The sequence below is a fragment of the Streptomyces niger genome, from assembly GCF_000718305.1.
In the GTDB taxonomy this organism is placed as follows: Bacteria; Actinomycetota; Actinomycetes; order Streptomycetales; family Streptomycetaceae; genus Streptomyces; species Streptomyces niger.
In genome coordinates, this window is record NZ_JOFQ01000008.1 from 191,613 (window position 1) to 214,411 (window position 22,799).

The 22,799-nt window shown below is 72.0% G+C and carries 19 protein-coding genes, 1 tRNA gene and 1 other RNA gene; 8 read left to right on the forward strand and 13 right to left on the reverse strand.

Features of this window, described 5'->3' with window-relative positions; translation table 11 throughout:
* Positions 1 to 109: 109 nt before the first annotated feature.
* The 10 genes from IF20_RS17330 to ffs all read right to left on the reverse strand — a co-directional run bounded on the left by IF20_RS17330 (position 110) and on the right by ffs (position 11,635).
* Positions 110 to 937: an SURF1 family protein gene (locus tag IF20_RS17330; protein ID WP_052866100.1), complete on the reverse strand. Its 828-nt coding sequence runs from the start codon at positions 935 to 937 to the stop codon at positions 110 to 112.
* A 128-nt stretch (positions 938 to 1,065) separates the two neighbouring features.
* Positions 1,066 to 2,631, reverse strand: coding sequence for a hypothetical protein (locus tag IF20_RS37845; protein WP_110944256.1), 1,566 nt, complete (start codon positions 2,629 to 2,631; stop codon positions 1,066 to 1,068).
* Complete coding sequence (locus tag IF20_RS17340; protein WP_110944257.1) at positions 2,628 to 3,293, reverse strand: SigE family RNA polymerase sigma factor; 666 nt, start codon at positions 3,291 to 3,293, stop codon at positions 2,628 to 2,630. The genes IF20_RS37845 and IF20_RS17340 overlap by 4 nt, the downstream gene beginning before the upstream one ends.
* 457 nt (positions 3,294 to 3,750) lie before the next feature.
* Entirely contained in the window at positions 3,751 to 4,929 is a 1,179-nt protein-coding gene (locus IF20_RS17345) for an aspartate-semialdehyde dehydrogenase (protein WP_234426695.1), read from the reverse strand.
* Positions 4,926 to 6,197, reverse strand: a complete 1,272-nt coding sequence (locus IF20_RS17350) for an aspartate kinase (RefSeq protein WP_052866101.1) — start codon at positions 6,195 to 6,197, stop codon at positions 4,926 to 4,928. Before IF20_RS17350 ends, IF20_RS17345 begins: the two co-directional genes overlap by 4 nt.
* A 432-nt stretch (positions 6,198 to 6,629) precedes the next feature.
* On the reverse strand, positions 6,630 to 7,289 hold the full coding sequence (locus IF20_RS17355; RefSeq protein ID WP_052866102.1) for a DUF5063 domain-containing protein: 660 nt from the start codon (positions 7,287 to 7,289) through the stop codon (positions 6,630 to 6,632).
* A complete protein-coding gene (recR, locus tag IF20_RS17360) occupies positions 7,282 to 7,881 on the reverse strand; it encodes a recombination mediator RecR (RefSeq protein ID WP_052866103.1) in 600 nt (199 codons plus the stop codon). The genes IF20_RS17355 and recR overlap by 8 nt, the downstream gene beginning before the upstream one ends.
* A 195-nt stretch (positions 7,882 to 8,076) precedes the next feature.
* Entirely contained in the window at positions 8,077 to 8,436 is a 360-nt protein-coding gene (locus IF20_RS17365) for a YbaB/EbfC family nucleoid-associated protein (protein WP_110944258.1), read from the reverse strand.
* 197 nt (positions 8,437 to 8,633) lie between these two features.
* Entirely contained in the window at positions 8,634 to 11,408 is a 2,775-nt protein-coding gene (locus IF20_RS17370) for a DNA polymerase III subunit gamma and tau (RefSeq protein WP_052866105.1), read from the reverse strand.
* A 128-nt stretch (positions 11,409 to 11,536) separates the two neighbouring features.
* An RNA gene (gene ffs, locus IF20_RS37850) (signal recognition particle sRNA small type) lies at positions 11,537 to 11,635 on the reverse strand.
* A gap of 129 nt (positions 11,636 to 11,764) precedes the next feature.
* Between ffs and IF20_RS17375 the strand changes: the two genes are divergently transcribed.
* The 6 genes from IF20_RS17375 to IF20_RS17400 all read left to right on the forward strand — a co-directional run bounded on the left by IF20_RS17375 (position 11,765) and on the right by IF20_RS17400 (position 16,888).
* Positions 11,765 to 11,852: transfer RNA gene (locus tag IF20_RS17375), tRNA-Ser, on the forward strand.
* 630 nt (positions 11,853 to 12,482) lie between these two features.
* A complete protein-coding gene (locus IF20_RS17380) occupies positions 12,483 to 13,994 on the forward strand; it encodes a sensor histidine kinase (protein ID WP_324605573.1) in 1,512 nt (503 codons plus the stop codon).
* A gap of 54 nt (positions 13,995 to 14,048) precedes the next feature.
* A complete protein-coding gene (locus IF20_RS17385) occupies positions 14,049 to 14,435 on the forward strand; it encodes a roadblock/LC7 domain-containing protein (RefSeq protein WP_052866427.1) in 387 nt (128 codons plus the stop codon).
* Positions 14,432 to 14,803, forward strand: a complete 372-nt coding sequence (locus tag IF20_RS17390) for a DUF742 domain-containing protein (RefSeq protein ID WP_052866107.1) — start codon at positions 14,432 to 14,434, stop codon at positions 14,801 to 14,803. Before IF20_RS17385 ends, IF20_RS17390 begins: the two co-directional genes overlap by 4 nt.
* Positions 14,784 to 15,407, forward strand: coding sequence for a GTP-binding protein (locus IF20_RS17395; protein WP_052866108.1), 624 nt, complete (start codon positions 14,784 to 14,786; stop codon positions 15,405 to 15,407). The genes IF20_RS17390 and IF20_RS17395 overlap by 20 nt, the downstream gene beginning before the upstream one ends.
* Positions 15,404 to 16,888, forward strand: a complete 1,485-nt coding sequence (locus IF20_RS17400) for a cytochrome P450 (RefSeq protein ID WP_052866109.1) — start codon at positions 15,404 to 15,406, stop codon at positions 16,886 to 16,888. The genes IF20_RS17395 and IF20_RS17400 overlap by 4 nt, the downstream gene beginning before the upstream one ends.
* Positions 16,889 to 16,914: 26 nt before the next feature.
* Here IF20_RS17400 and IF20_RS17405 read toward each other — a convergent pair whose 3' ends face one another.
* A complete protein-coding gene (locus IF20_RS17405) occupies positions 16,915 to 18,171 on the reverse strand; it encodes a pyridoxal phosphate-dependent aminotransferase (RefSeq protein ID WP_234426697.1) in 1,257 nt (418 codons plus the stop codon).
* A gap of 5 nt (positions 18,172 to 18,176) precedes the next feature.
* Positions 18,177 to 19,283 carry a tryptophan dimethylallyltransferase family protein gene (locus tag IF20_RS17410; RefSeq protein WP_234426698.1) on the reverse strand — a complete coding sequence of 369 codons (1,107 nt, stop codon included), beginning with the start codon at positions 19,281 to 19,283 and terminating at the stop codon, positions 18,177 to 18,179.
* A 499-nt stretch (positions 19,284 to 19,782) separates the two neighbouring features.
* Between IF20_RS17410 and IF20_RS17415 the strand changes: the two genes are divergently transcribed.
* Both IF20_RS17415 and IF20_RS17420 read left to right on the forward strand, forming a co-directional pair.
* Entirely contained in the window at positions 19,783 to 20,391 is a 609-nt protein-coding gene (locus IF20_RS17415) for a DUF4232 domain-containing protein (RefSeq protein ID WP_052866110.1), read from the forward strand.
* A gap of 457 nt (positions 20,392 to 20,848) precedes the next feature.
* Entirely contained in the window at positions 20,849 to 21,115 is a 267-nt protein-coding gene (locus IF20_RS17420; RefSeq protein ID WP_052866111.1) for a hypothetical protein, read from the forward strand.
* Between the two features lie 93 nt (positions 21,116 to 21,208).
* On the opposite strand, the gene IF20_RS17425 is transcribed toward IF20_RS17420, so the two are convergent.
* Positions 21,209 to 22,768 (reverse strand): ABC transporter ATP-binding protein, encoded by a 1,560-nt coding sequence (locus tag IF20_RS17425; protein ID WP_110944316.1) that lies wholly within the window; start codon positions 22,766 to 22,768, stop codon positions 21,209 to 21,211.
* Between the last annotated feature and the right edge of the window lie 31 nt (positions 22,769 to 22,799).

Below are 22,799 nucleotides of genomic sequence, written 5' to 3' on the forward strand. Positions count from 1 at the left end.
AGGAGCGCGGGGAGGGTGACTCCGAGCTGAGTTGATCTTGCGTGAGATGGGAGGGAGGGCGGGGTGGGGTGGGGGGGGAGGCCCCCCGGAGAGGTCTTGGAGAGGTCCCCTACCTCGCCGCCGTTTGCCCCACCGACGCCTCTCGCACGGGCATTTCTTCCTCCGGGGCGATGCCCAGGGCTGCGTCCCGGGCGGCTTCGGACTCGCGGCGGAAGAGGCGGAACCACATGAAGACCACGAAGCCGGCGAAGACGAACCACTCGCCGGTGTAGCCGAGGTTCTGGAACGCCTTGAGGTCCAGGCCGCTGCCCTCGGCCGCGGCCGGCGGTACCGCCTTCATCGGGGACTGCGCGGCGGAGACGGTGATCCAGGCGTCGTACACGTCGTACGGCACGATGTTGACCAGCGACGCCGCGCTGATCATGCCGAGCTGGCCGCTCGGCAGGCCACCGCCGCTCTGGGCGCCCTCCGTGCCCTGGTTCTCCGAGGCCTGGAGGGCACCGGAGACGGTGACCTTCCCGCGCGGCGGCGCCGGCACCTTCGCCGCGTCGGCCTTCGAGTCCGCGTCGCCCGGCAGCCAGCCGCGTACGACGGGCAGCGCCTTGCCGCCGTCCGTACGCAGCATGGTCAGCACGTAGAAGCCGGTCCGTTCGCCGAGCTGTCGGTCGGGGACGAGCAGCTGGTGACCGGTGTCGTAGCGCCCGGTCGCGGTGGCGCGCCGGCCGGAGGTGTTCTTGTCGACGGGCAGCAGCTGCGTCAGCGGGCGGGCGGCCGCGGCCTTGGCGTCGGCCGCCTGGTGTTCCTGCTGCTGGTGGGTGTCGACGCGGTCCTCGAAGCGGCTCAGCTGCCAGCTGCCCATGAAGATGCACACGGGGATCGCCAGCAGGACGAAGACGTTGATTCCCCACCATCGCGGGGTGAGCAGGAACCGGTACACACCATCAAAGGTACGGGCACCTGCCTCGTACCCGGACGGCGGGCCCGTATCCGCCGGCCCGCGGGGCCGTATCCGCCGACGCGCGGGCCCGTATCCGCCGACGCGCGGGGCCGGACGGGCCCGAGTCGTTACTGCGCCGGCAGCGCGCCGGTGCGGTAGACCGTGCCCGCGCACGCGTCGTTGAGCGTGGTGGACGCCGCGGACGGCTCGCCGGCCTCCGGGGTGTGGCTGACCGCCACGCTGGCCGCCTGCACGCCACCGTCTCCGGGGGCCTCGCTGCCGCCGCCGGTCTGGTCACCGTTGCCCTCGACGGGTGCGGTGTTGGCCGGCTCGCTGCCGCCCGCGCCCTCCGAGCTGCCGGGGGTCGGCGTGCCGGGGGCCGCGCAGCCCGAGGTGCCGCCGCCCTCCGCAGGGATCCAGGCGAACTTCACCTCGTACGCCTCGCCGGGCTTGAGCACGAGCTGGCCCGGTGCCGTCGCGGGGTCGGGCAGGCCGGGTGCGGCGTCGCCCGCGGTGTGGTCGACGACCTGGACGCGAGCCGGGTCGGCGCTGCCCTGGGCGACCGCGACGACGCTGCCGCCGCCGTCGACGGAGCAGGACGTGGTGGAGACGTTGACGACCCGGAGGGCACCGTAGACGCGGCCTTCGGCGTCGGGGGCGGCGACGCTGGCGCTGCCGTTGCCGAGCTGAGCGCGCAGGCAGGCCGGGGAGGTGACGTCCATCGTGGCGGCCGGGTCGGCGGCGGGGCCGCCGGACTGCTCGGCGCTGCCGCCCTCGCCCTTGTCCTTGCCGGTCTTCTTGTCGCCCTTGTCGCCCTTCTTGCCGTCCTTGTCGGCCGGGCGGTCGGTGTGCTGCCGGGCGGGCCCGCCGGTCGTGCCGCCGCTGGTGACGTGTGCCTGGGAGCTGCTGGCGGCGTTGGCCTGGCGGTCGGCCGCGTCGTCCCCGCCGTTGGCGACGTGCAACATGGCGGGCATGGCCGTACCGCCGAAGAGCAGTACGGCGGCGGCGCCGACCACGGCGTGCCGGCGGCGCCTGCGCCGGGCCGGTACCGCGCGGCGGAGGTGGTCGAGGGAGTCGGGGGACGGTTCCAGGTCCTGGACGGCGGACTGCAGGAGGTTCCGCAGCTCCTCCTCGCCACCACCAGGGCCACCGAGGCCGCCGAGGCCGCCCGCGCCACCGAGATCGATCCCACCGCCGAGGCCACCCGTGCGGCCGGGGCCACCCTCGGCACCCTCGCCGCCCTCAGCGCCGAGGCCGTCCCCAGCACCGAGGTCGCCCTCAGCACCGAGGCCGTCCTCACCAGCGGGTCCGCTCCCGGCGCGGGGGGCGCCCCGGCGCCCGGTGCCGTCCCCCATGGCACCGTTGTCATCCGGCGTACCCGTACACCTCCCGCGCTCGCGCTCCGGCGCACCGCCCTCCCGGCGCACCTCACGCTCCGCCAGTCCACCCTCCGAACGCGCCTCGCGCTCCGGCGCACCGCCCTCCCGACGCACCTCACGCCCCGCCAGTCCACCCTCCGAACGCGCCTCACGCTCCGGCGCACCGTCCCCCCGGCGCACCTCACGCTCCGTCAGTCCGCCCGCCGGACGTACCTCTCGCTCCGCCGGTCCGCCCTCCGGGCGTGCCGCCGCTTCGTGCCGGCCCGTCGAGCCTTCGGAGTAGGGCTCGTGCGGGCCGTACTGCTTGCTGGTCATGCCGGAGCCTCCATGGCGACGCGCAGCGCCGCGATACCCCGTGAGCCGTACGCCTTTACCGAGCCGAGCGATATGCCCAGCGTCTCGGCGACCTGCGCCTCGGTCATGTCGGCGAAGTAACGCAGCACGAGGACCTCGCGCTGGCGCCGTTGCAGACCGCGCATCGCCTTGATCAGTTGGTCCCGTTCCAGCTGTTCGTACGCGCCTTCTTCGGCGCTCGCCATGTCGGGCATCGGCTTGGACAGCAGCTTCAGACCGAGGATGCGGCGGCGCAGGGCGGAGCGGGAGAGGTTGACGACCGTCTGCCGCAGATAGGCGAGGGTCTTCTCGGGGTCGCGCACGCGTCCGCGGGCGGAATGTACGCGGATGAAGGCCTCTTGGACGACGTCCTCGCAGGACGCGGTGTCGTCCAGGAGCAGCGCGGCGAGACCGAGCAGGGAGCGGTAGTGCGCTCTGTAGGTCTCGGTGAGGTGGTCGACTGTGGTGCCCGCTGCCATCGCCTCGTCAGCGTTCCCGTGCTGGGACGGCGCCTGAGAGGGGCGCGCGGCAGGCCAGGGCGCGATCACCGGCATGCCGCCGGGGATGCGAGTACGCGATGGCCGCGCCACAGCTGTGCCGCCTGCGCCCACCGAGCCGATCGCGATGCCGAGTACCTCTGCCACGCCTGTTGGACACGCTTCCCCCCGTCAGGGTTGTACGCGCAAGGCACCGTTTTTGGCGATGCGTTGAATGCCCTCATGCGTACCAGCTCTTCCCCGATGCCCCATATTGCCCGCGCCCCTAGGGGCGGTATTACGCACTTACCGCGGCCTTTGTGAGGCCTTCGCCGTACGCCGTGAGGGCGCGTCGCCGAACCGTGCCGTGCCGAACGCCCAGGAAGGGCGGCGACAAAGACGCTCCCCGCGCGGCTGCGGTTGCAGCACGACGGGGAGCGAATAGCCGAACAGGTCATCGACCCAGCTCAGGCGGCCAGGGCCGACGGTCCGCTCACAGGACTTTCACAAGTAGTCCTCGAAATATTACCCACCGGGGAACATCTTGGGGAGTGGGTTCCTTCGATGTTCAATCAACCGGGGCCGCCCACACCACGGCTCAACCCGGCCCCCCTCGCCCCGCGGCTCAGTGGCCCGTCAGCTCCGCCGCGACCAGTTCGGCGATCTGGGCGGCGTTCAGCGCCGCGCCCTTGCGGAGGTTGTCGCCGCAGACGAAGAGTTCCAGCGCGAGCGGGTCGTCCAGGGACCTGCGTACCCGGCCGACCCAGGTCGGGTCCGTGCCGACCACGTCGGCAGGCGTCGGGTACTCCCCCTCCTCCGGGGCGTCGCACAGCACGACACCGGGCGCGGCCGCCAGGATCTCGTGCGCCCCGGCCACCGTGACCTCGCGCTCGAAGCGCGCGTGCACGGTCAGGGAGTGCGTCGTGATCACCGGCACCCGGACACAGGTCGCGGCCACCCGGAGGTCCGGCAGCCCGAGGATCTTGCGGGACTCGTTGCGTACCTTCAGCTCCTCGGAGGACCAGCCGTCCTCCTGCAGGGAACCGGCCCACGGCACGACGTTCAGCGCCATCGGCGCGGGGAACGGCCCGAGGTCGTCCCCAACGGCCCGCCGTACGTCCCCGGGCGCGGTGCCCAGTTCGGTACCGGACACCGCGGAGAGCTGGCTGCGCAGCACGTCGACGCCGGCCTTGCCCGCGCCGGAAACCGCTTGGTACGAGGAGACGATCAGCTCGCTCAGCCCGTACTCGGCGTGCAGCGCACCCAGCGCGACGATCATCGAGAGCGTCGTGCAGTTCGGGTTGGCGATGATGCCGCGCGGCCGGGCTCGGGCGGCTCGCGCGTTGACCTCCGGTACGACCAGCGGCACGTCCGGGTCGGTGCGGAAGGCGGCGGAGTTGTCGACGACCACCGCGCCCTTGGCGACGGCGACCGGTGCCCACCGCGCCGAGACCTCGTCCGGCACGTCGAAGAGCGCGATGTCGATGTCGTCGAAGACCTCTTCGGCGAGCGCCAGGACCTCGGTCTCCGCACCGCGCACGGTCAGCTTGCGGCCGGCCGAGCGGGGGGAGGCGATCAGCCGTACCTCGCCCCAGATGTCGGCGCGCTCGGAGAGGATGCCGAGCAGCACGCCGCCGACGGCGCCGGTGGCGCCGACCACGGCGAGGTTCGGCTTGCGGGCCGCACGGGCGTCCGCGCGGCCTGCCGGGGCCGCCGCCGTCGGACCGTTGTCCGGGAGCGGCGACCCGTGGGCCGATGCCGGCAGGCCGTCAGCCGCCGGCATCAGCCCGTCGGCCGGTGTCATCGGCCGGTGCCGCCATACACCACGGCCTCGTCGGAATCGGTGTCGAGACCGAACGCGCTGTGGACGGCCTGGACGGCCTCGTTGACGTCATCGGCGCGGGTGACGACCGAGATGCGGATCTCGGAGGTCGAGATGAGCTCGATGTTCACGCCCGCGTTGGACAGCGCCTCGAAGAAGCCCGCGGTGACGCCCGGGTTGGTCTTCATGCCGGCGCCGACCAGCGAGATCTTCCCGATCTGGTCGTCGTAGCGGAGCGAGTGGAAGCCGACGGACGGCTTGGTCTTCTCCAGCGCCGCGATGGCCTTGCGGCCCTCGGTCTTCGGCAGCGTGAAGGAGATGTCGGTCAGGCCCGTCGACGCGGCCGAGACGTTCTGCACGACCATGTCGATGTTGATCTCGGCGTCCGCGATGGCCCGGAAGATCGTCGCGGCCTCGCCCGGCTTGTCCGGTACGCCGACGACCGTGACCTTCGCCTCGGAGGTGTCGTGCGCGACGCCCGAGATGATCGCCTGCTCCATCGGCTGGTCCCCTTGCGGTTCGTTGCTGACCCACGTACCCCGAAGCCCCGAGAAGGAGGAGCGGACGTGGATCGGGATGTTGTAACGGCGTGCGTACTCGACGCAGCGGTGCAGCAGCACCTTGGATCCGGAGCTGGCCAGCTCCAGCATGTCCTCGAAGGAGATCCAGTCGATCTTGCGGGCCTTCTTCACGACCCGCGGGTCGGCGGTGAAGACACCGTCGACATCGGTGTAGATCTCACAGACGTCCGCGTCCAGCGCGGCGGCCAGCGCGACGGCGGTCGTGTCCGAGCCACCGCGGCCCAGGGTGGTGATGTCCTTCTTGTCCTGGGACACACCCTGGAAGCCGGCGACGATCGCGATGTTGCCCTCGTCGACGGACGTCTTGATCCGGCCCGGCGTGACGTCGATGATCCGTGCCTTGTTGTGCACGGAGTCCGTTATGACGCCGGCCTGGCTGCCGGTGAAGGACTGCGCCTCGTGTCCGAGGTTTTTGATCGCCATCGCCAGCAGGGCCATGGAGATCCGCTCTCCGGCGGTCAGCAGCATGTCGAACTCGCGGCCCGAAGGCATGGGGGAGACTTCCCCCGCGAGATCGATCAGCTCGTCCGTCGTGTCGCCCATCGCGGAGACCACTACGACAACCTGGTTGCCGTTCTTCTTGGCCTCGACGATTCGCTTGGCAACGCGCTTGATGCCCTCGGCATCCGCAACGGATGAGCCGCCGTACTTCTGCACGACAAGGCCCACGTGTGCTCGCTCCTCGCAACTGTCTGTCGGACCCCCGTGGCCTGCGGTTTCCGCAGGTCTGCGGGTGTTTCCGGACCCCCGGGTTCAGGGGCCATGCGGTCGGCTCAGTCTATCGAGCAGGCGGAAACCGCCTCGCCAATACCACATCGTGAGACACATTGCTCGCTACCTGATCGAAACGGTCAGCACGTCGGTCGCGTTCGACCACAGTGCTCACCGTCCTGACCCGGTACGAGCCGTCCCGTGTCCTTCTTCCGAGTATCTCCCGAAACGGCCGGCGTGGCGCTCCGTCGCGCCCGCTCGGCAGGCCACCTGCCCGCTCCGGCCGGGAGCACACGGAAACCACCCGGAAACGTAAGCCAGCTCACAGGGCGCACGGTGTTACGCGACCGCGCCCAAGGGCACGCCGGGCCCCCTGTGCGCGCCCGGCGCTCAGGCCTGGTGCAGGCCCAGCGGCCCGGCGATCTCCGCCGCCATCACCTTCCCGGCCTCTTCCTCCAGGTCGCCACCGCCGTCGGCGCCCGTGTCGGTGTCCAGGCCGTCCAGCTCGTCCAGCGGCTGGTCCAGCCGGACGTGCGCGACCAGCGACTGCAGGGCGCGCAGCGCGGCGCTCGCGGTGGGCCCCCAGTTCGACAGGTACGAGAACTGCCACCACCACAGGGCCTCGCTGACCCGGCCGGCGCGGTAGTGCGCGAGGCCGTGCCGCAGGTCGGTGATGATGTCGGCGAGGTCGTCGGAGATCCGGCAGGCCACCGGCGCACTGCGCGGTACGTACGGGTCGAACAGCTCGTTGTAGACGTCCACCGGGTCCAGCAGCGTCGCGAACCGCTCGCGCAGCTCGTCCACGTCCGGCTCCGGGCCGACGTCCGGCTCGTACCGCTCGTCGGGGACGATGTCCTCGTGGGCGCCCAGCCGGCCGCCGGTGAGCAGCAGCTGGGAGATCTCCAGGAGCAGGAAGGGCACGGCGCTGTCCGGCTCGTCGCCGCGCGCGACTTCCGTGACCGCGACGATGAAGCTGTCGATCGAGTCGGCGACCTGTACGGCGAAGTCGTCCGGGTTCTGCGACGCGTTGTGCAGCGTGGGATCAGACATCGAGAAGTCTCCGTCCTTCGAAGGCCCGCCCGAGCGTGACCTCGTCGGCATACTCCAAGTCGCCCCCGACCGGCAGTCCGCTGGCCAGGCGCGTCACCTTCAGTCCCATGGGCTTGATCATGCGCGCGAGGTACGTGGCGGTGGCCTCGCCTTCCAGGTTCGGGTCGGTGGCCAGGATCAGCTCGTTGACGGTGCCGTCGGCGAGCCGGGCCAGCAGCTCCCTGATCCGCAGGTCGTCCGGGCCCACGCCCTCGATGGGGCTGATGGCCCCGCCCAGTACGTGGTACCGACCGCGGAACTCCCGCGTCCGTTCGATCGCGACGACGTCCTTGGGCTCCTCGACCACGCAGATGACCGAGGGGTCCCGGCGCGGGTCACGGCAGACCTGGCACTGTTCGTCCTGCGCGACGTTGCCGCACACGGCACAGAACCGGACCTTCGCCTTGACCTCCATCAGCGCGTTCGCCAGCCGCCGGACGTCGGTCGGCTCGGCCTGGAGGACATGGAAAGCGATCCGCTGCGCGCTCTTGGGACCGACGCCGGGCAGCCGCCCCAGCTCGTCGATCAGGTCCTGGACCACGCCTTCGTACACGGAACGCTCTCTCCCTTGTCCGCCCTGCTCCGTACGCTAGTTGCCCTCCCGTCCGAAAGGGAGGTCTCGGCCCCCTGAAGAGGGAACCTGCCGGAACTCTCGGCCTGCCGGCCGTCCGGTCTTCTGCTGTTCTTCCCCGCCGGGGCCGGTCCGGTTTCCCGCGGGAAACCGGACCGGCCCTGCTGCGGGGAGGCCTCAGAAGGGGAGGCCGGGGATGCCGCTGCCGCCGCCGAGGCCCTGCGCGAGCGGGCCCAGCTTGTCCTGCTGGAGCTTCGCGGCCGCGGCGTTGGCGTCCTGAACGGCGGCGAGGACGAGATCCGCGAGGGTCTCGGCCGTCTCCTCGGGCGATGCCGCCTCCGGGTCCACCGCCTTGGGGTCGATCTCCAGGCCCTTCAGCTCGCCGGCGCCGTTCACCGTCGCCTTGACGAGACCACCGCCCGCCGACCCCGACACGGGCGTCTGCGCCAGCTCCTGCTGGGCCGCCGCAAGGTCCTGCTGCATCTTCTGGGCCTGCTGAAGCAGCTGCTGCATATCGGGCTGACCACCGGGGATCACTGCGGACTCCTGCCTTACGACTACAAATGGGTGCGGTAGCCCGAGCCTACGTGCTCCGGGAGCGTGACGCCCTACGTCGCGGGGAGGAGCACGGATGTACGCCTCCACCGGGCAGCGACGAGCCTGCGGCGATTACGGAAAGCGACAAGAGGCGCCGAGGGAAAAGCCGAGGGGAAACCGGTCACCCACGCCGCTCGTCACTCGTTGTTGAACTCTTCTATGACCGTCGCACCCAGCTCGCGGACGATGAGGTCGTAGCCGCTGAGGGCGGTGTCGACGAGGTCGGCGTCGTCCTCGGCCGGCATGTCGTCCTCGATCGAGTACGGCGGGGGCTCCGGCTCGCGGTACGCGGGCTCCGCGGCCGGCCCCGGCGCCTGCGACGCCCCGGCCGAGGACACGGCCTGCCGCGCCCGCTGCGCACCCTGGCCGCCGCCCGTGCCACCACTCCGGTCGGACCCGCCCTGCGCGGGCGCCGCCGGCGCCGCGGCGGCCTGAGGGGGTCCGGCCGGGGCCGCACCGCCGCCGTAGCCACCGCCACCGCCGAAGCCGCCACCGCCGCTCGCGCCGCCGCCGAAGCCGCCGCCGCGCGGGGCCGGGCCGCCGCTCGGCGGGTTGGCACCGCCCGACGGGTCGATGATCGCCTCGACCCGCCACTGCACGCCGAACCGCTCGGCCAGCGCCTCCCGCAGCACGTCCTCGCTGCCGCCGTTCGCGAAGCTGTCGCGCGCCCCGGCATTGGGGAAGCCGACCTGCAGGGTCGTGCCGTCGAACCCGGCCACCTGGGCGTTCTGGCTGAGCAGGATCCAGGTGAAGCGCCGCTTGCCCTTCACCGCCTCCAGGATGTCCGGCCACATCTGCCGTACCTGCTGCGTCCCCTGGGCGCTGCTCTGTCCGCCGGCGCCCGGCGAGCCCCCGCCCTGCTGGGCCGCGGGCTGCTGCATGGCCGCCGGCTGCGGCGCGGACGGCTGCGGCGCGGACGGCTGCTGCGCGTACGACGGCTGCCCACCGGGCTGCTGTACGGGTGCGCCGCCCTGGCCGCCGCCGCCGCGGCCCGCCTGGCTCCCCGGCGCGGCCGCGGTCGGCCAGCCGCCGGGCCGGCGGCCACCGGCCGCACCGCCCTCGGCGCCCTCCGCCGGTCCGCCCTGCGGTCCTGCGCCACCGGTCGTCGGCCACGCCCCGGGCCGCTGCCCGGACTCCTCACCGGCACCGCCCGGCCCACTCGCGCCACCAGGTACACCTGGTCCACCCGGCCCACTCGCGCCACCAGGTACACCTGGTCCACCCGGCCCGCTCGCGCCGCCGGGCCCGCCCGGTCCGCTCGCCGCGCCTGGCCAGGCACCCGGCCGACGGGCCCCGGCACCGGCCTCCTCGCCTGCCCCCGCCGCCTGCGCGCCGTCGCCCGGCGCACGCCCCGGCTGCTGCGCGCCGGAAGGCCACGCGCCCGCCGGGCCGCCACCGCTGCCGGGCGCGGGGCCGGCACCCGAGGCGTCCCCGGGCGCGCTGCCCGCACCGGGCGTCCCTCCGGTCCCCGGCTGGCCGCCGCCGGCAGGACCACCCGGCGCGCCTGCCGCTGCTCCCGTCGCTGCGCCGGCCGCCGGGCCGTTCCCGGGGCCACCTCCCGTGCCGCCCATCGCGCCGCGCACCGCGGCGCGCGCCGCCGCGGGACCGCTCGGCCCCGCCGGAACGCCCGGCGCCGCATGGGTGTCGGGCCCGGGCACGTACCCCGCCGCGGGCTCGCCGCCCGGCTGCATGACCGGCATCCCGGCCGCACCCGGTGCGCCGCCCGGCATGCCGCCGCCGAGCGCGGCGACGCCGACGCCGCGCTCCAGGCGGTCCAGTCGCGCCTGCATCGAGCGCTCGTCGTCGTACGCGGCAGGCAGCAGCACCCGCGCACAGATCAGCTCCAGCTGGAGCCGCGGCGAGGTGGCCCCGCGCATCTCCGTCAGACCGGAATTGACCAGGTCGGCCGCCCGGCTGAGCTCCGCGGCGCCGAAGACGGACGCCTGGGCCTCCATCCGCTCCACGACGTCGGCCGGGGCATCGATCAGCCCCTTCTCCGCCGCGTCCGGCACGGCCGCCAGGATCACCAGGTCACGCAGCCGCTCCAGCAGGTCCGCGACGAACCGCCGGGGGTCGTTGCCGCCCTCGATCACCCGGTCCACGACCTCGAAGGCCGCCGCCCCGTCCCCCGAGGCGAACGCCTCCACGATCGAGTCCAGCAGCGACCCGTCGGTGTACCCGAGCAGAGCCGTGGCCATGGCGTAGGTCACGCCGTCGGCGGCGGCGCCGGCCAGCAGCTGGTCCATCACCGACATCGAGTCACGCACCGACCCGGCGCCGGCCCGTACGACCAGCGGCAGCACGCCCTCCTCGACCGGGATCTCCTCCCGGCCGCACACCTCGTGCAGGTACTCCCGCAGGGTCCCGGGCGGGACGAGGCGGAAGGGGTAGTGGTGCGTACGCGACCGGATCGTCCCGATGACCTTCTCGGGCTCGGTGGTCGCGAAGATGAACTTCAGATGCTCCGGCGGCTCCTCGACCACCTTCAGCAGGGCGTTGAAGCCCGCCGAGGTGACCATGTGGGCCTCGTCGATGATGTAGATCTTGTACCGGCTGCTGGCGGGGCCGAAGAAGGCCTTCTCGCGCAGCTCACGGGCGTCATCCACACCACCGTGCGACGCGGCGTCGATCTCGATCACGTCGATCGATCCGCGGCCGTTGCGCGCGAGGTCGACGCAGCTCTGGCACTCCCCGCAGGGATTCGGAGTGGGGCCTTGCTCACAGTTCAGGCAGCGCGCCAGGATCCGCGCGCTGGTCGTCTTGCCGCAGCCGCGCGGTCCGCTGAAGAGATACGCGTGGTTGACGCGGTTGTTCCGCAGGGCCTGCTGCAGCGGGTCGGTCACGTGCTCTTGCCCGATGACCTCGGCGAAGGTCTCGGGGCGGTAGCGGCGGTACAGCGCAAGGGATGACACGCATACGACGATATCGGCCCGCACCGACAAACGGTCCCCGCCGACGATGCCCCACGGCCGTGCTCACCGGGGACCGGACTCGGGGCCACCGCGCCCCGGGCCTGCCGGACGCGCAGCACCGCCCCGGGAACGCAAACGCCCCCCACGCACCCGCCAGAGCCGACCTACCCTTGCTGCCTTCCGGCCCTGGGGGAGTTCAGTCAGATAGCGCCACGTGAGGGGCTGCGCCCACAGTACCTGATCCAGCACCCCCGAAACGACCCTCACCACCTCCCTGGACGGGGTTGTTCACGTCACACGGGACGGCCGGGGATCGAGTTCGCGAGCACTCCTCCACGTCATGTAATGTCTTCCTCGGAGGATTCGCCTAGAGGCCTAGGGCGCACGCTTGGAAAGCGTGTTGGGGGCAACCCCTCACGAGTTCGAATCTCGTATCCTCCGCCAGTGCCTCACCGGGCACGATGTCGAAGGGCCCCACTGTTCGCAGTGGGGCCCTTCGACGTTCTCGTGGCGGTTCTCGCCCTCCGGTTCGTCCGCCCGGTTCGTCCGCCGCATGCGTGTGGGCCCGGCCATCCGAGCCGATCAACTGGACGCGCCACCCCGACAAGGCCACCGGTTTGCTGCGTCTTCGCGCCATATGGCCCGCAAGCCGCGTGACTCGGACATAATTGTGCACCCGCTCCTTTGCGCCGGTTGCCGGCAGCCCGAAAAGGAGCCGGGGATTTCGGCGTATGGCCAGCGCCAAACGATTCTGCTGAATTTCGCACGTGAGTGCATTCATTTGTCGTATGCACTCGCCCCACAAAGCTATTCCCACACCGCTATGCTCACTGCCGCGCAGCGAGTTGCGACGGAAAAACGCGTCGCTGCTGGCTGTGGTGATACCGCCCACCGCACGAGGGTTCGGGCGTCCTGGGGACCCGACTCCGCGCGGAATGTCGATAAGTCATGCGCTGCGACCGAATATCGGCGAGCGTGATCCGACGGTCGCCCCTGCCGTTGCCGGCCATTTCCCGGGGCCCGTGAATGCCGCGCATGACGCCCTGTTCCCCCCTTTGTGCTCTGAGGATGCCGATGGTCCGTGCTGATGCATCACCCGGAAGGCCGGGGCCCGCCACCGCGATGTGGCTGCTGCCGCCCTCACTACTGGCCATATGTACGACCGTGGCCGCGTCGTCGGGGCCTCCGACGGCCCGCCCCTACACCGTCTGGGCCGGCATCGTCGCGACGACGGCCGTGGCCGTGGCGGCGATCGTCGCCGCGCGCCGGGGCCGCGCCCTCGACACGCTGCGCAAGCAGTACGCCGCGCGCGAGGACTTCCTGCAACGGCAGCTGGCCCAGCAGGAGATCGAGACGGTACGGCTGGCCAACGAGACGCTGCCCACTGCCCTGGCCCGGATGAAGAAGGGCACCTCGGTCGACGAGGTGGTGCGCACCCTCGACACGGCGTCCCTCGTCAGCCCCGGGTTCGACACGGCGCACCGCCGCGTGGTGCGCCGCACCCTGCAGGCCGTCGAGATCGAGGGTGACCTGCGTTCCGCCGCCCAGCAGGCCTTCGTGAACATCGCCCGCCGCGTCCAGGCCATCGTGCATCAACAGGCCCTGGAAGTACGGGAGATGGAGGACCGCCATGGCCGGGACCGCCAGGTCTACAACGACCTGCTGCACCTCGACCACAGGACGGCGCTGGTCGGCCGGCTCGCGGACAGCATCGCCGTACTCGGCGGGGCCCGCCCGGGGCGCCAGTGGCAGAAGGACATCCCGCTGTTCAACGTGTTGCGCGGCGCCATGTCCCGGATCACCGACTACCGGCGGGTGGATCTGCACTCGGTGGCCGACGTCGGCATCATCGGCCGGGGCGCGGAGCCGCTGATCCACGCCGTCGCCGAGCTCCTGGACAACGCCACGCGCTACTCACCGCCCCGGACCCGGGTCCATCTGACCGCGTCAGAGGTGCAGTCCGGCGTGGCGGTCGAGATCGAGGACGCCGGGCTCGGCCTGACCGACGAGGCCCGCAGGCGCGCCGAGGAGGCCCTGGCCCAGAGCACCCCCGGCGGGGGGCTGGACCTGAACGACCTGGGTGAGGCGCCGCGTCTCGGCCTGGCGGTGGTCGGCCGGCTGGCCAAGGCGAACAACTTCAAGGTGTCCCTGCGGAAGTCCGCGTACGGCGGCGTACGCGTCGTACTGATCGTCCCGCCGGAGACGGTCACCGTGAACCCGGTGCCCGGCGGAGACCTGATCAAGGCAGCCGTCCTGCCGCCGCACCGCCATGTCCCCGCCTACGGCCTGACGCGGGCCCCGCAGCCGCCCGTCGAGGAGGCCGCGCCCACCGCCGTCCGGCGCAACGCCAACGGGCTCCCGCAGCGCAAGCGGCGTACCCGCGCGCTGTCCCCCTACCCGCGGCCCCAGACGGCTTCCCGCCGCGCCGACTCCCGGTCCCCGGAATCGGCCGACGCACCCCCAGAGGCCGGGCTGTGGATGTCCGCCTTCCTCGACGGCGTCTCCGGCGATTCCCACGCCGATTCCCCGACCGAATCCCCAGCGCCTCGTCCCCACGGCCTGAGCGATGACGAGTCCGAGCAGTAACTGAATCATCAGGTAAGGATGAGTAAGTACGTGGTGACAAAGCAGTGGCTCAATATGGACTGGATGTTGGAGGAATTGGCATCCAGCGTCCCGCAGATCCGCAATATCGTGTTGCTGTCCTCGGACGGCCTGTGTATGGCGCAGAACGGTACGGAAGGCGACGCGGCCGACCGCCTCGCCGCCGCCTGTGCCGGTCTGCAAAGTCTTTCTGCGGCCATCGCCGTGGAATTCCCGCACGGCGACGGCCGGATGAAACTCGTGGTGGTCGAGGTCGACGGCGGTTTCTTCTATCTGATGGCGGCCGGCGCCGGGGCGTATCTGGCGGTACTGGCCGACGCCGACGTGGACGCCGGGCTGGTGGGGCAGCGCATGCGTGACCTGGTCGCCCGGATCGGGCAGCACCTCAGCAGTCCGCCGCGGTCCGACCGGCAGCTGCCATGAAAGAACCGAAAAGGGCGAAGCCACGGCCCTGGGAAGAAGGCGGCCCCGACCGGCTCTACCTCCTCGCCGACGACCGGAATCCGCCCGAGGAGCCCGTTTCCCTGGACGTGGTCACGCTGATCGTCAGCCGCAGCGAGGCCGGTTCGGGCATGGAGCCCGAACGCGCCTCCATCGTCGGCATCTGCGGCTACCCGCTCTCCGTCGCCGAGATCTCCGCGTATCTCCGGCTGCCGGTCAGCGCGGTGATCGTGCTGCTCACGGACCTGCTGACGAGCGGCCACGTCGAAGCCCGGGCGTCGATCCCCGCCAGGACGATGCCCGATGTCGAACTCTTGGAGGCGGTGATGCATGGACTACAGAATCTCTGAGCCCGTCGTCGGTCCCCGGCCCGAAGACGCCCTGCCGGACTCGGTCACCACCGCGGTGAAAGTCGTCGTCGTCGGGGGCTTCGGCGTCGGGAAGACCACCCTCGTCGGATCGGTCAGTGAGATCAGACCGCTCACCACCGAGGAGACCATGACGCAGGCCAGCGCCGGGGTCGACGACATCGCCGGCATCGAGCGCAAGAGCGAAACGACCGTGGCGATGGACTTCGGCCGGATCACCCTCAGCGACGAATTGGTCCTGTACGTGTTCGGCACCCCCGGCCAGCAGCGCTTCTGGTTCCTGTGGGACGGCCTCTTCGAAGGCGCGCTCGGCGCCGTGGTCCTGATCGACGCCCGGCGGCTGGAGGACAGCTTCGACGTGATGGGCCGGCTCGAGGAGCGCGGAGTGCCCTTCATCGTCGCGATCAACGCCTTCCCGGACGCCCCCTCCTATCCGGTGGCCGACCTCCGGGAGTCCCTGGACATCCCCGATGCCGTACCGGTGGTCGACTGCGACGCCCGGGAGCGTTCCTCCAGCCGCGACGGCCTGCTCACCCTCGTGCGTTACCTGTACGCCCTCACCACCACGACCTCGGAGCCACGGTGACCTCCTCCTCCCCCGACCGGACCCGCACCACGTCGCCGTCCGGACCGCCCCCGGAGTGCCCGGCGCACGCCGGAGCCGGGAGTACCGACGGACTGGCCCGGCTCTTCGGCCCCGAGGCGGCCGCCGATCCCATGGGCATGTACGAGCGCCTGCGCGCCGAGCACGGGCCCGTCGCGCCCGTCCTGCTGGACGGCGACCTGCCGGCCTGGCTCGTGGTCGGCTACCGCGAGATCCTGGAAGTCGCCGGTACCCCCGGCCGGTTCAGCCGCGACTCCCGTACGTGGCGCTGGTTCAAGGAGGGGAAGGTGCCACCGGACTCCCCACTGCTCCCGATGATCGCCTGGCAGCCGGTCTGCCTGTTCCTGGACGGTGCGGAGCGCGACCGGCTGCGGACGGCGGTCACCGACAGCCTGAGCCGCTTCCACCACCAAGGCATCCGGCGGCACATCATCCGCTTCGCCCACCAGCTCACCGACGAGTTCTCGGAGCGGGGGAAGGCCGACCTGGTCGCCGAGTACACCGAGCAGCTGCCCATGCTCGTCCTGACGCAGCTGCTGGGCATGCCCGACGAGTTCGGGCCGCGGCTGGTCGCGGCCAGCCGGGACATGGTGGCGGGCACCGAGACGTCCGTGGCCAGCAACGAGTTCATCGTGGAGACGCTCGCGGACCTCGTACGGCGCAAACGCAAGGACCTCGGCCAGGACATCGCGTCCTGGTTGATCGAGCACCCTTCCGGGCTGACCGACGAGGAGGTCTGGAACCACCTGCGGGTCATCCTCATCGCGGCGAACGAGACCACGGTCAATCTGCTCAAGAGCACGCTGCGGATGGTGCTGACCGACCCCCGCTGTCACGCGTCGCTGGCCGGTGGGCAGATGGTCCTGCCGGACGTGGTGGAGCACGTGCTCTGGACCGAGCCACCGCTGATGACCATCCCCGGCCGCTGGGCCGCCGTGGACACGGAGATCGGCGGTCAGAAGGTCGAGGCGGGGGACATGCTGCTGCTCGGTCTGGCCGCCGGCAACCACGACCCGGCCGCCCGCCCGGACCCTTCGGCCCCGCTGTACGGGAACCGCGGGCACCTCGCGTTCAGCAGCGGCTCGCAGGAATGCCCCGGTCAGAACATCGGGCGCGCCATCGCCGACACCGGCATCGACACGCTGCTGGCGCGGCTGCCCGACGCCCGGCTCAGCATCCCCGAGACGGACCTGCGCTGGGTGTCGGGCTGGATGACGCGCCATCTGACCAGCCTGCCGGTGACGTTCACCCCGGGCCCGCGCCACTTCTCCGCTTCCGACGACGGCGCGGCCGGTACGGTCCCGGGGCCCGGGGCCCCCTCGGACGCCCGGGACGCGGCGGCCCCCGGCTCGGAGCCCGCTGCCGACGCCCCGCTCCCTCCGGTTCCCCCGTACCCGTCGACGCCGCCTCACCGGAGTCGTCGGTCCTGGTGGGGCTCGCTGAGGGCATGGCTGCGGGGGTGAGGCGGGAGGCCCGGGCCGCGGGCGGCTCAGGCCGGGACGGCCCGCGTGCGGGGCGACAGCCCTTCGACGGCCCGCTCCACGCGGTTCAGCGCCTCTTCCAGCACCGCCCGGGACGTGGCGTAACTGATGCGGATGTTGCCTTCGGCGCCGGGGCCGAACCATTCCGGCGTGCCGGCCACCACCGCGACCCGGGCCTCCGCCAGGAGGAACGCGCCCATGGCGCGGCTGTCCAGGCCGGTGGCCGACACCTCGGGGAACAGCACGAACGTGCCGTCCGGTCGGCGGCAGCTCACCCCCGGCATCGCGTTCAGCCGTGCCACGCAGTAGTCCCGCATCTCCCGCAGGTGGGCCAGGAACGCGTCCCGCCAGGGCCAGCCGTGGCGCAGCGCGGCCAGCGCACCGGCCTGGGTGAAGGGGGTCAGGCTGTACGCGGCGCCGAGACGGCGGAAGATGCGCCGCAGCGCACCCGCCTCGGCCGCGTTCGGGGCGATCACGAATCCCATCCGGAGGCCGGGGAGCGCGAAGGTCTTGGACAGCCCGGTCACGGTGTGGATGCGCGGGTCGGCCGCCGTGTCCAGGCTCGCCATGCTGACGTGCACGCCGGGTGGGTACACGATCTCGTTCCAGACCTCGTCGGACAGGACCGGGATGCCGTGCCGGCCCGCCGTTTCCGCCACCGCGCGGAGCGTGTCCTCGGGGAAGACCGTGCCGAGGGGGTTGTGCGGGTTGCACATGCAGATCAGTGCGGTGCGCGGGGTGATCAGAGCGGCGAGCCGGTCCGGGTCGAGCTGTCCCGTGTTCTTGTCCACGGGGCAGTGGACGCGGCGGGCGCCGGCGGCGTCGACGGCCTGGCCGAAGAGCAGGTCCACGGGGTCCGGCAGGATGCACTCGTCGCCCGCGCCGCACAGGAGATGCACCACGCCCCACAGCGCGGCCGCCGTGCCGGGCGCGGGCACCACGTGGTCGGGGTGTGCGCGTATCCCGTAGCGGTCCCGGGCCACCTCCGCGAACGTCTCCCGGAGTTCGTCGAGCCCCTCCGGTGACGCATAGGGGAAGTAGCCGTCGGCCAGCGCCGAGATCATGGCGTCGGTGACCACCCGGGGCCCGGGGAAGTCCGGTTCGGCCGCCGTCAGCGGGATCACGTCGGGCGGACAGGCGCCCCACCGTATGTGCGACCGGTTGCGGAGCAGTGCGGGCCGGACGCGCGCGTCGTCGAAGAGCGCACCCATCGCCTCCTGCGCCGCGCCGTGGGACGGCGTACGCGAGATGTCGTGCAGCGGCATGGCGGTCACCCCCGCTGGTAACGGGCCGGCGGATAGCGGTCGTAGAGCTCCGAGGACCAGTAGGTGGTCACCCGGGGCCGGCCGTGCTGCACGCGCGCCGATGCGTACGTGTGGATCCCCCGCCCGTCCGGCAGCGGACGCCGCGCCACATGGTCCAGCAGCGCTCGATAGTCGCTGTCGGGGAGCCCGAGGTCGGTCATGACCGAGCTGATGCGGTTCCGTACGGTCCGGTCGCTCTCGGCGTGCACCCACAGGGGGACGTACAGCGTCGCGGAGACGGGGAGGTGCCCGCCGGCGGTCGCGAAGGTCAGATTGCTGACGAGCGGCTGGCTCCGCACCGCCCCCGATTTTCCGGTCACCTCGCGGCAGAATTCGGCGAGGAGTCCGGTTTCGTGCTGGGCCGATATTTCCATGCGCGCGTCGAGGTCTTCCGGGGTGGCGTCGTAGTGCCGGAAATACACTTTCACGCGCGATTCGGGGCCGTCGGTCAGGTCGAGGCTGACATAGACGATCCGGTCGAGGTCGAATCCGCGGTCCGCGTAGTCGACGACCGCCGTCCACGCTTTCCCGAATCCCATACGCTCCATTGCCTCCTGGGTCCGCTCGACGTCGGTCATGCTGTCGTTGGCGTTCGGGTTCAGGTAGACCTTGAACTCGGGCTGCCGGTTCGGCGCGAGGACCACGGCGTGCATCATCGCGAAGCCCCTGGGATTCTCCTGCGGCAGGAAGAGGTCCGCTATTTTCGCGAGCCGGTCGCCGTCCGCGCCGAACTCCTGGATCAGTACCCGGGTGAGCTCGATCGCCGATTCCTGTGCGGCCGGGGTGCCCGGCCGGGCCGGCAGGGCCTCGACCAGCACGCGGATCTGGCGACAGGCGCGCGAGAAGGCCGCGGAGAACTCGATCGGCGAACCGTCGGCGCACACGTCCGAGTGCCAATGTGGTCGCTCACCTATCTGCTTCTCGCCCCATGGCGTGAGCATCCCGCGCAGCACCTTCGTGCCCTGTTCGACATCCATTCCCGTACTGTCCAGAAGACGCGCGAGAGTGGAAACTCCGTAATCCAAGAACGTCATGCCCGAAGGCGTCCGCGAATCCGCACGCAGAACCACCATGGTTTTCCTCCCTGTCGCTCACCGGGTCACGCCGTACCGTGCGCTTGCCTCGCCGGCCGATCAGCCAGCACCAAGAGGGTCGGATACTCCTGAATGCACGTGCCCGGGGAGGAAACCACCGATCGCTTCGCCCGGACCGCGCCACATCCCTGCATTCATCGTGCAGGCACCCGAAAACTGACCTTCAGCACGGCGACTGTCGCCGATTACCTGAAATCCGAGGCCCCTTCACAGATAACGAAGCTTCTTCCGGGTCGACAGCGGCGTGCGGGGGGCTCGCGGTGTCTCCACCGAAAATGCCACGCGCCCATGTCGGACGAATGTGCACGCTGTTACCCAGAGAGGCAGGAGAAGTCTCACCATGCGGAACCGTTTGTCACAGCCACGTACTAGGGGGCGGTCCCGCGCGACACCGGCGGCGCCCTCTGGGGCACAGTGATCAACAACGCTCACTCGCGTGAGGTGAGCGCTCCCCCCACACATCCCCCAAGGAGAAACGATGCGTGCCCCGAAGCTGTCCCTCCTGGCCGTGGTCGTCGCCGCCGGCCTCTCACTCACCGCCTGCCAGGGCGAGGACAGCACCTCCGCGAGCGGCAGCAGCGACAGCTCCTCGGCCCAGAGCTCCGGCGGCAGCAGCGCGCCCGCCGACGACAACTCCACCGGCGCGCAGTCCGGTTCCAGCAGCGGCGGCTCCGACGGAGGCGGCGCCTCGGGCTCCGGCTCGTGCAAGACCTCGCAGCTCGACTTCAGCACGTCCCACGGCATGAGCGAGGGCATCACGCTCATCAACCTCAAGAACACCGGGTCCGCCGCCTGCACCCTGCAGGGCTTCCCCGGCGCGGACCTGAAGGGCAAGGACGGCACCGTCAGCGCCACCCGCAGCAAGATCGGCCCGACGAAGGTCGGCGTCGCGCCCGGCGAGGAGACCCGCTTCACCCTCCACCACCCGATGAACGACTCCGGCGGCAGCGGCGTGACCTACACGTCCCTCATCGTCACCCCGCCCGGCGAGACCCACTCGCACACCCTGCCCGTGAGCATCAACGTCCCCGTCTCCGACGGCCCTTCGTCCGCCATCACGGTCGACCCCGTGGGCGCCGGCAAGTAGCGGCTCCTCCCGACAGGCCCCGGCGGACAGCGCCGGGGCCTTCGCCGTACCGGACCCGGGCCCGGGTGACGTACGCGCACCACGCCGCACTGCCCGCTCTCCCCGGCCGAGCAACCCACAGTCGCCTGGACAACCACGCCGAATGTCCCGGTCGGCACGGAGTACGCCACCCCTGACGTATCGGCCCGGCCGCATCCGGCTGCGCGGCCCGTAGGCCCGCGGCCGGCCTACGCACCGACGTGCGGCCCACCCGCCGCAGGCGCAGGTGGTACCGCGTACCCGGCGCGGCGGTCCACGTACGTACCGCGTGGACGGGCTCCCGTCACGGCCCACGCCGCCGCCGTTCGCCCCGGCGTCCGCGGCCGAAGAGGCCTGAGGAGCGGGCGTGCGGGTGCGTATGGGGTGCCTCCCGAGGGGTACCGGAGCGAGGTTGGTCCTTCAGAGGGGAAGACTCGGCATGACAACACCGTCCCGAGAGTGCGTCGTCCTCGACATCCCGCAGGGACTGCGGCTGGACCTGCTGGGTCTGGTCGTCGAGATCGGTCAGGTCCGCATAGTCGCCGACCGGGCAGGCCTGCTCGGCAACCTCATCGCCTCGTTGACCTGTGGCGGCGGCACGGCCGCCGCGCAGAGCCTCGAAGCGCTGGCCCAGATGCTCCGTACGCAGGAGAAGTCCGGCGGCACGAACCAGCACGCGCAGGACCAGGAAGTCGCGGGCACGTAGCGGCCCGCCGGACGGCCGCGCCCGCAACGGCCTGGGGCCCGCACCACGGGGGTGCGGGCCCCAGGTCATGCGCCGCCGAACAGCGCCTCCCGGTCAGGCGGGGGCCTCCGCCACCCAGGATTCCGGGGGCCGGAGAAGGGCGGCCGTCGTGGGGTGGGCGGGGGCTTCGAGGAGACGGGCGGTGGGGCCGTGTTCGGCGAGGCGGCCGTTGTCGAGGACCGCGGTGCGGTCGGCGAGGGCCGCGGTGTCCCGGTCGTGGGTGATCAGTACCAGGGACAGTTCGGGGCGGGTCCGAAGCAGGCCGGTGAGATGGGTGAGCAGGGACCGGCGGGTGAGGGTGTCCAGACCCGAGGTGATCTCGTCGCAGACGAGGACGCGGGGGTGCGCCAGGAGGGCGCGGGCCAGTGCCGCGCGCTGCAGTTCACCGCCGGAGAGCTGCGGGGGGTTACGGCGGACGAGCGCCACGGGGAGCCCGAGGGCGGCCAGGGTGTCCGCCGCCTCGGCCAGGGCGTCGGCGGTGGGGACGGCACGCAACCGGACGGCGGTGCGGGCCACCTGGTCCAGGACGGGCCGGTGCTCGTCGAAGGCGTCGCGGGCGTCCTGGAAGACGTACTGGACGGCGGCCAGTTGCGCGCGGCTGCGGGCGCGGAGGCTGCGCGGCAGGGTTTCGCCGTCGAGCCGGATCTCGCCGTCGTAGGCGCGGTGCAGGCCCGCCACGCAGCGGCCGAGGGTCGTCTTGCCGCTGCCCGACCGGCCGACCACGGCCAGGCACTCGCCGGGGCGCAGGGAGAGGTCGGGGAGGCGCAGGACGGGGGTGCGGTGGTGGTGGGCGGTGAGGGAGCGGATGCGGAGGAGGGGGGCGGGGGCGTTTTCGGCGGCGGTGTCGGTGGGCTCAGTGGTCTCAGGAGGGTCGGCGCGCGCGTACGACGCGGGCTCGGGGGCGAGGAGGGCGCGGGTCCAGGGGTGGCGCGGGGCCGTCCGGACGTGCCGGGGCGGGCCGGCTTCGAGGATGCGGCCCGCGCACATGATGTGCAGGTCGTCGGCCAGGGCGTGGACGACGTCCAGGTCGTGGCTGAGGAGGAGTACGGCGATGCCCTGCCGGGCCACGGCGGCGAGCTGGTCGACGATGCGGCGCTTGGTGAGCGCGTCCTGGCCGGTGGTCGGCTCGTCGGCGATCACCACCCGGGCCCCGGTGAGGAGCGCCTGGGCGAGGACGACGCGCTGCTGCTGGCCGCCGGAGAGCTGGTGCGGGTAGCGGCGCAGCAGGGTCTCGGCGTCGGTGAGCTGGGCCTCCGCGCAAGCGCGCAGGACGCGTTCGGTGACGGCCGTGCGGCGGTCGCGGCGGGGCAGGTCGCGGACGCGCGCGCGGGCGATGTCGCGGAGGAGGGCGTCGACCCGGCGCGCGGGGTTGAGGGCGGCCGCCGGGTGCTGGGGCACGTAGCCGACCGGGCCTTCCGGTACGCGGACGGTGCCGGTCACGTGGGCGCCCGCCGGGTACTCGCCCAGCAGCGCCGCCGCGGTGGTCGTCTTGCCGCTGCCGGAGGCGCCGACGAGCGCGGTGATCCGCCCGGCGTACAGGCGCAGGGAGACGCCGTCGACGAGGGCGCGCGCGCCGGGCGCCTCGCCCGCACCGCCCCGGGCGCCCTCCGGCATCACCACGCGCAGGTCCTCGATCTCCGCGACC

Coding starts and splice junctions, on each gene's coding strand:
- IF20_RS17425 (WP_110944316.1), bottom strand. CDS start 22,768: ATGCCGGAGGGCGCCCGGGGCGGTGCGGGCGAGGCGCCCGGCGCGCGC.
- IF20_RS17390 (WP_052866107.1), top strand. CDS start 14,432: ATGAAAGAACCGAAAAGGGCGAAGCCACGGCCCTGGGAAGAAGGCGGC.
- IF20_RS17405 (WP_234426697.1), bottom strand. CDS start 18,171: ATGCCGCTGCACGACATCTCGCGTACGCCGTCCCACGGCGCGGCGCAG.
- IF20_RS17380 (WP_324605573.1), top strand. CDS start 12,483: ATGGTCCGTGCTGATGCATCACCCGGAAGGCCGGGGCCCGCCACCGCG.
- IF20_RS17385 (WP_052866427.1), top strand. CDS start 14,049: ATGGACTGGATGTTGGAGGAATTGGCATCCAGCGTCCCGCAGATCCGC.
- IF20_RS17410 (WP_234426698.1), bottom strand. CDS start 19,283: ATGGTGGTTCTGCGTGCGGATTCGCGGACGCCTTCGGGCATGACGTTC.
- IF20_RS17345 (WP_234426695.1), bottom strand. CDS start 4,929: ATGACACCGGCCGACGGGCTGATGCCGGCGGCTGACGGCCTGCCGGCA.
- IF20_RS37845 (WP_110944256.1), bottom strand. CDS start 2,631: ATGACCAGCAAGCAGTACGGCCCGCACGAGCCCTACTCCGAAGGCTCG.
- IF20_RS17355 (WP_052866102.1), bottom strand. CDS start 7,289: ATGTCTGATCCCACGCTGCACAACGCGTCGCAGAACCCGGACGACTTC.
- IF20_RS17415 (WP_052866110.1), top strand. CDS start 19,783: ATGCGTGCCCCGAAGCTGTCCCTCCTGGCCGTGGTCGTCGCCGCCGGC.
- IF20_RS17420 (WP_052866111.1), top strand. CDS start 20,849: ATGACAACACCGTCCCGAGAGTGCGTCGTCCTCGACATCCCGCAGGGA.
- IF20_RS17395 (WP_052866108.1), top strand. CDS start 14,784: ATGGACTACAGAATCTCTGAGCCCGTCGTCGGTCCCCGGCCCGAAGAC.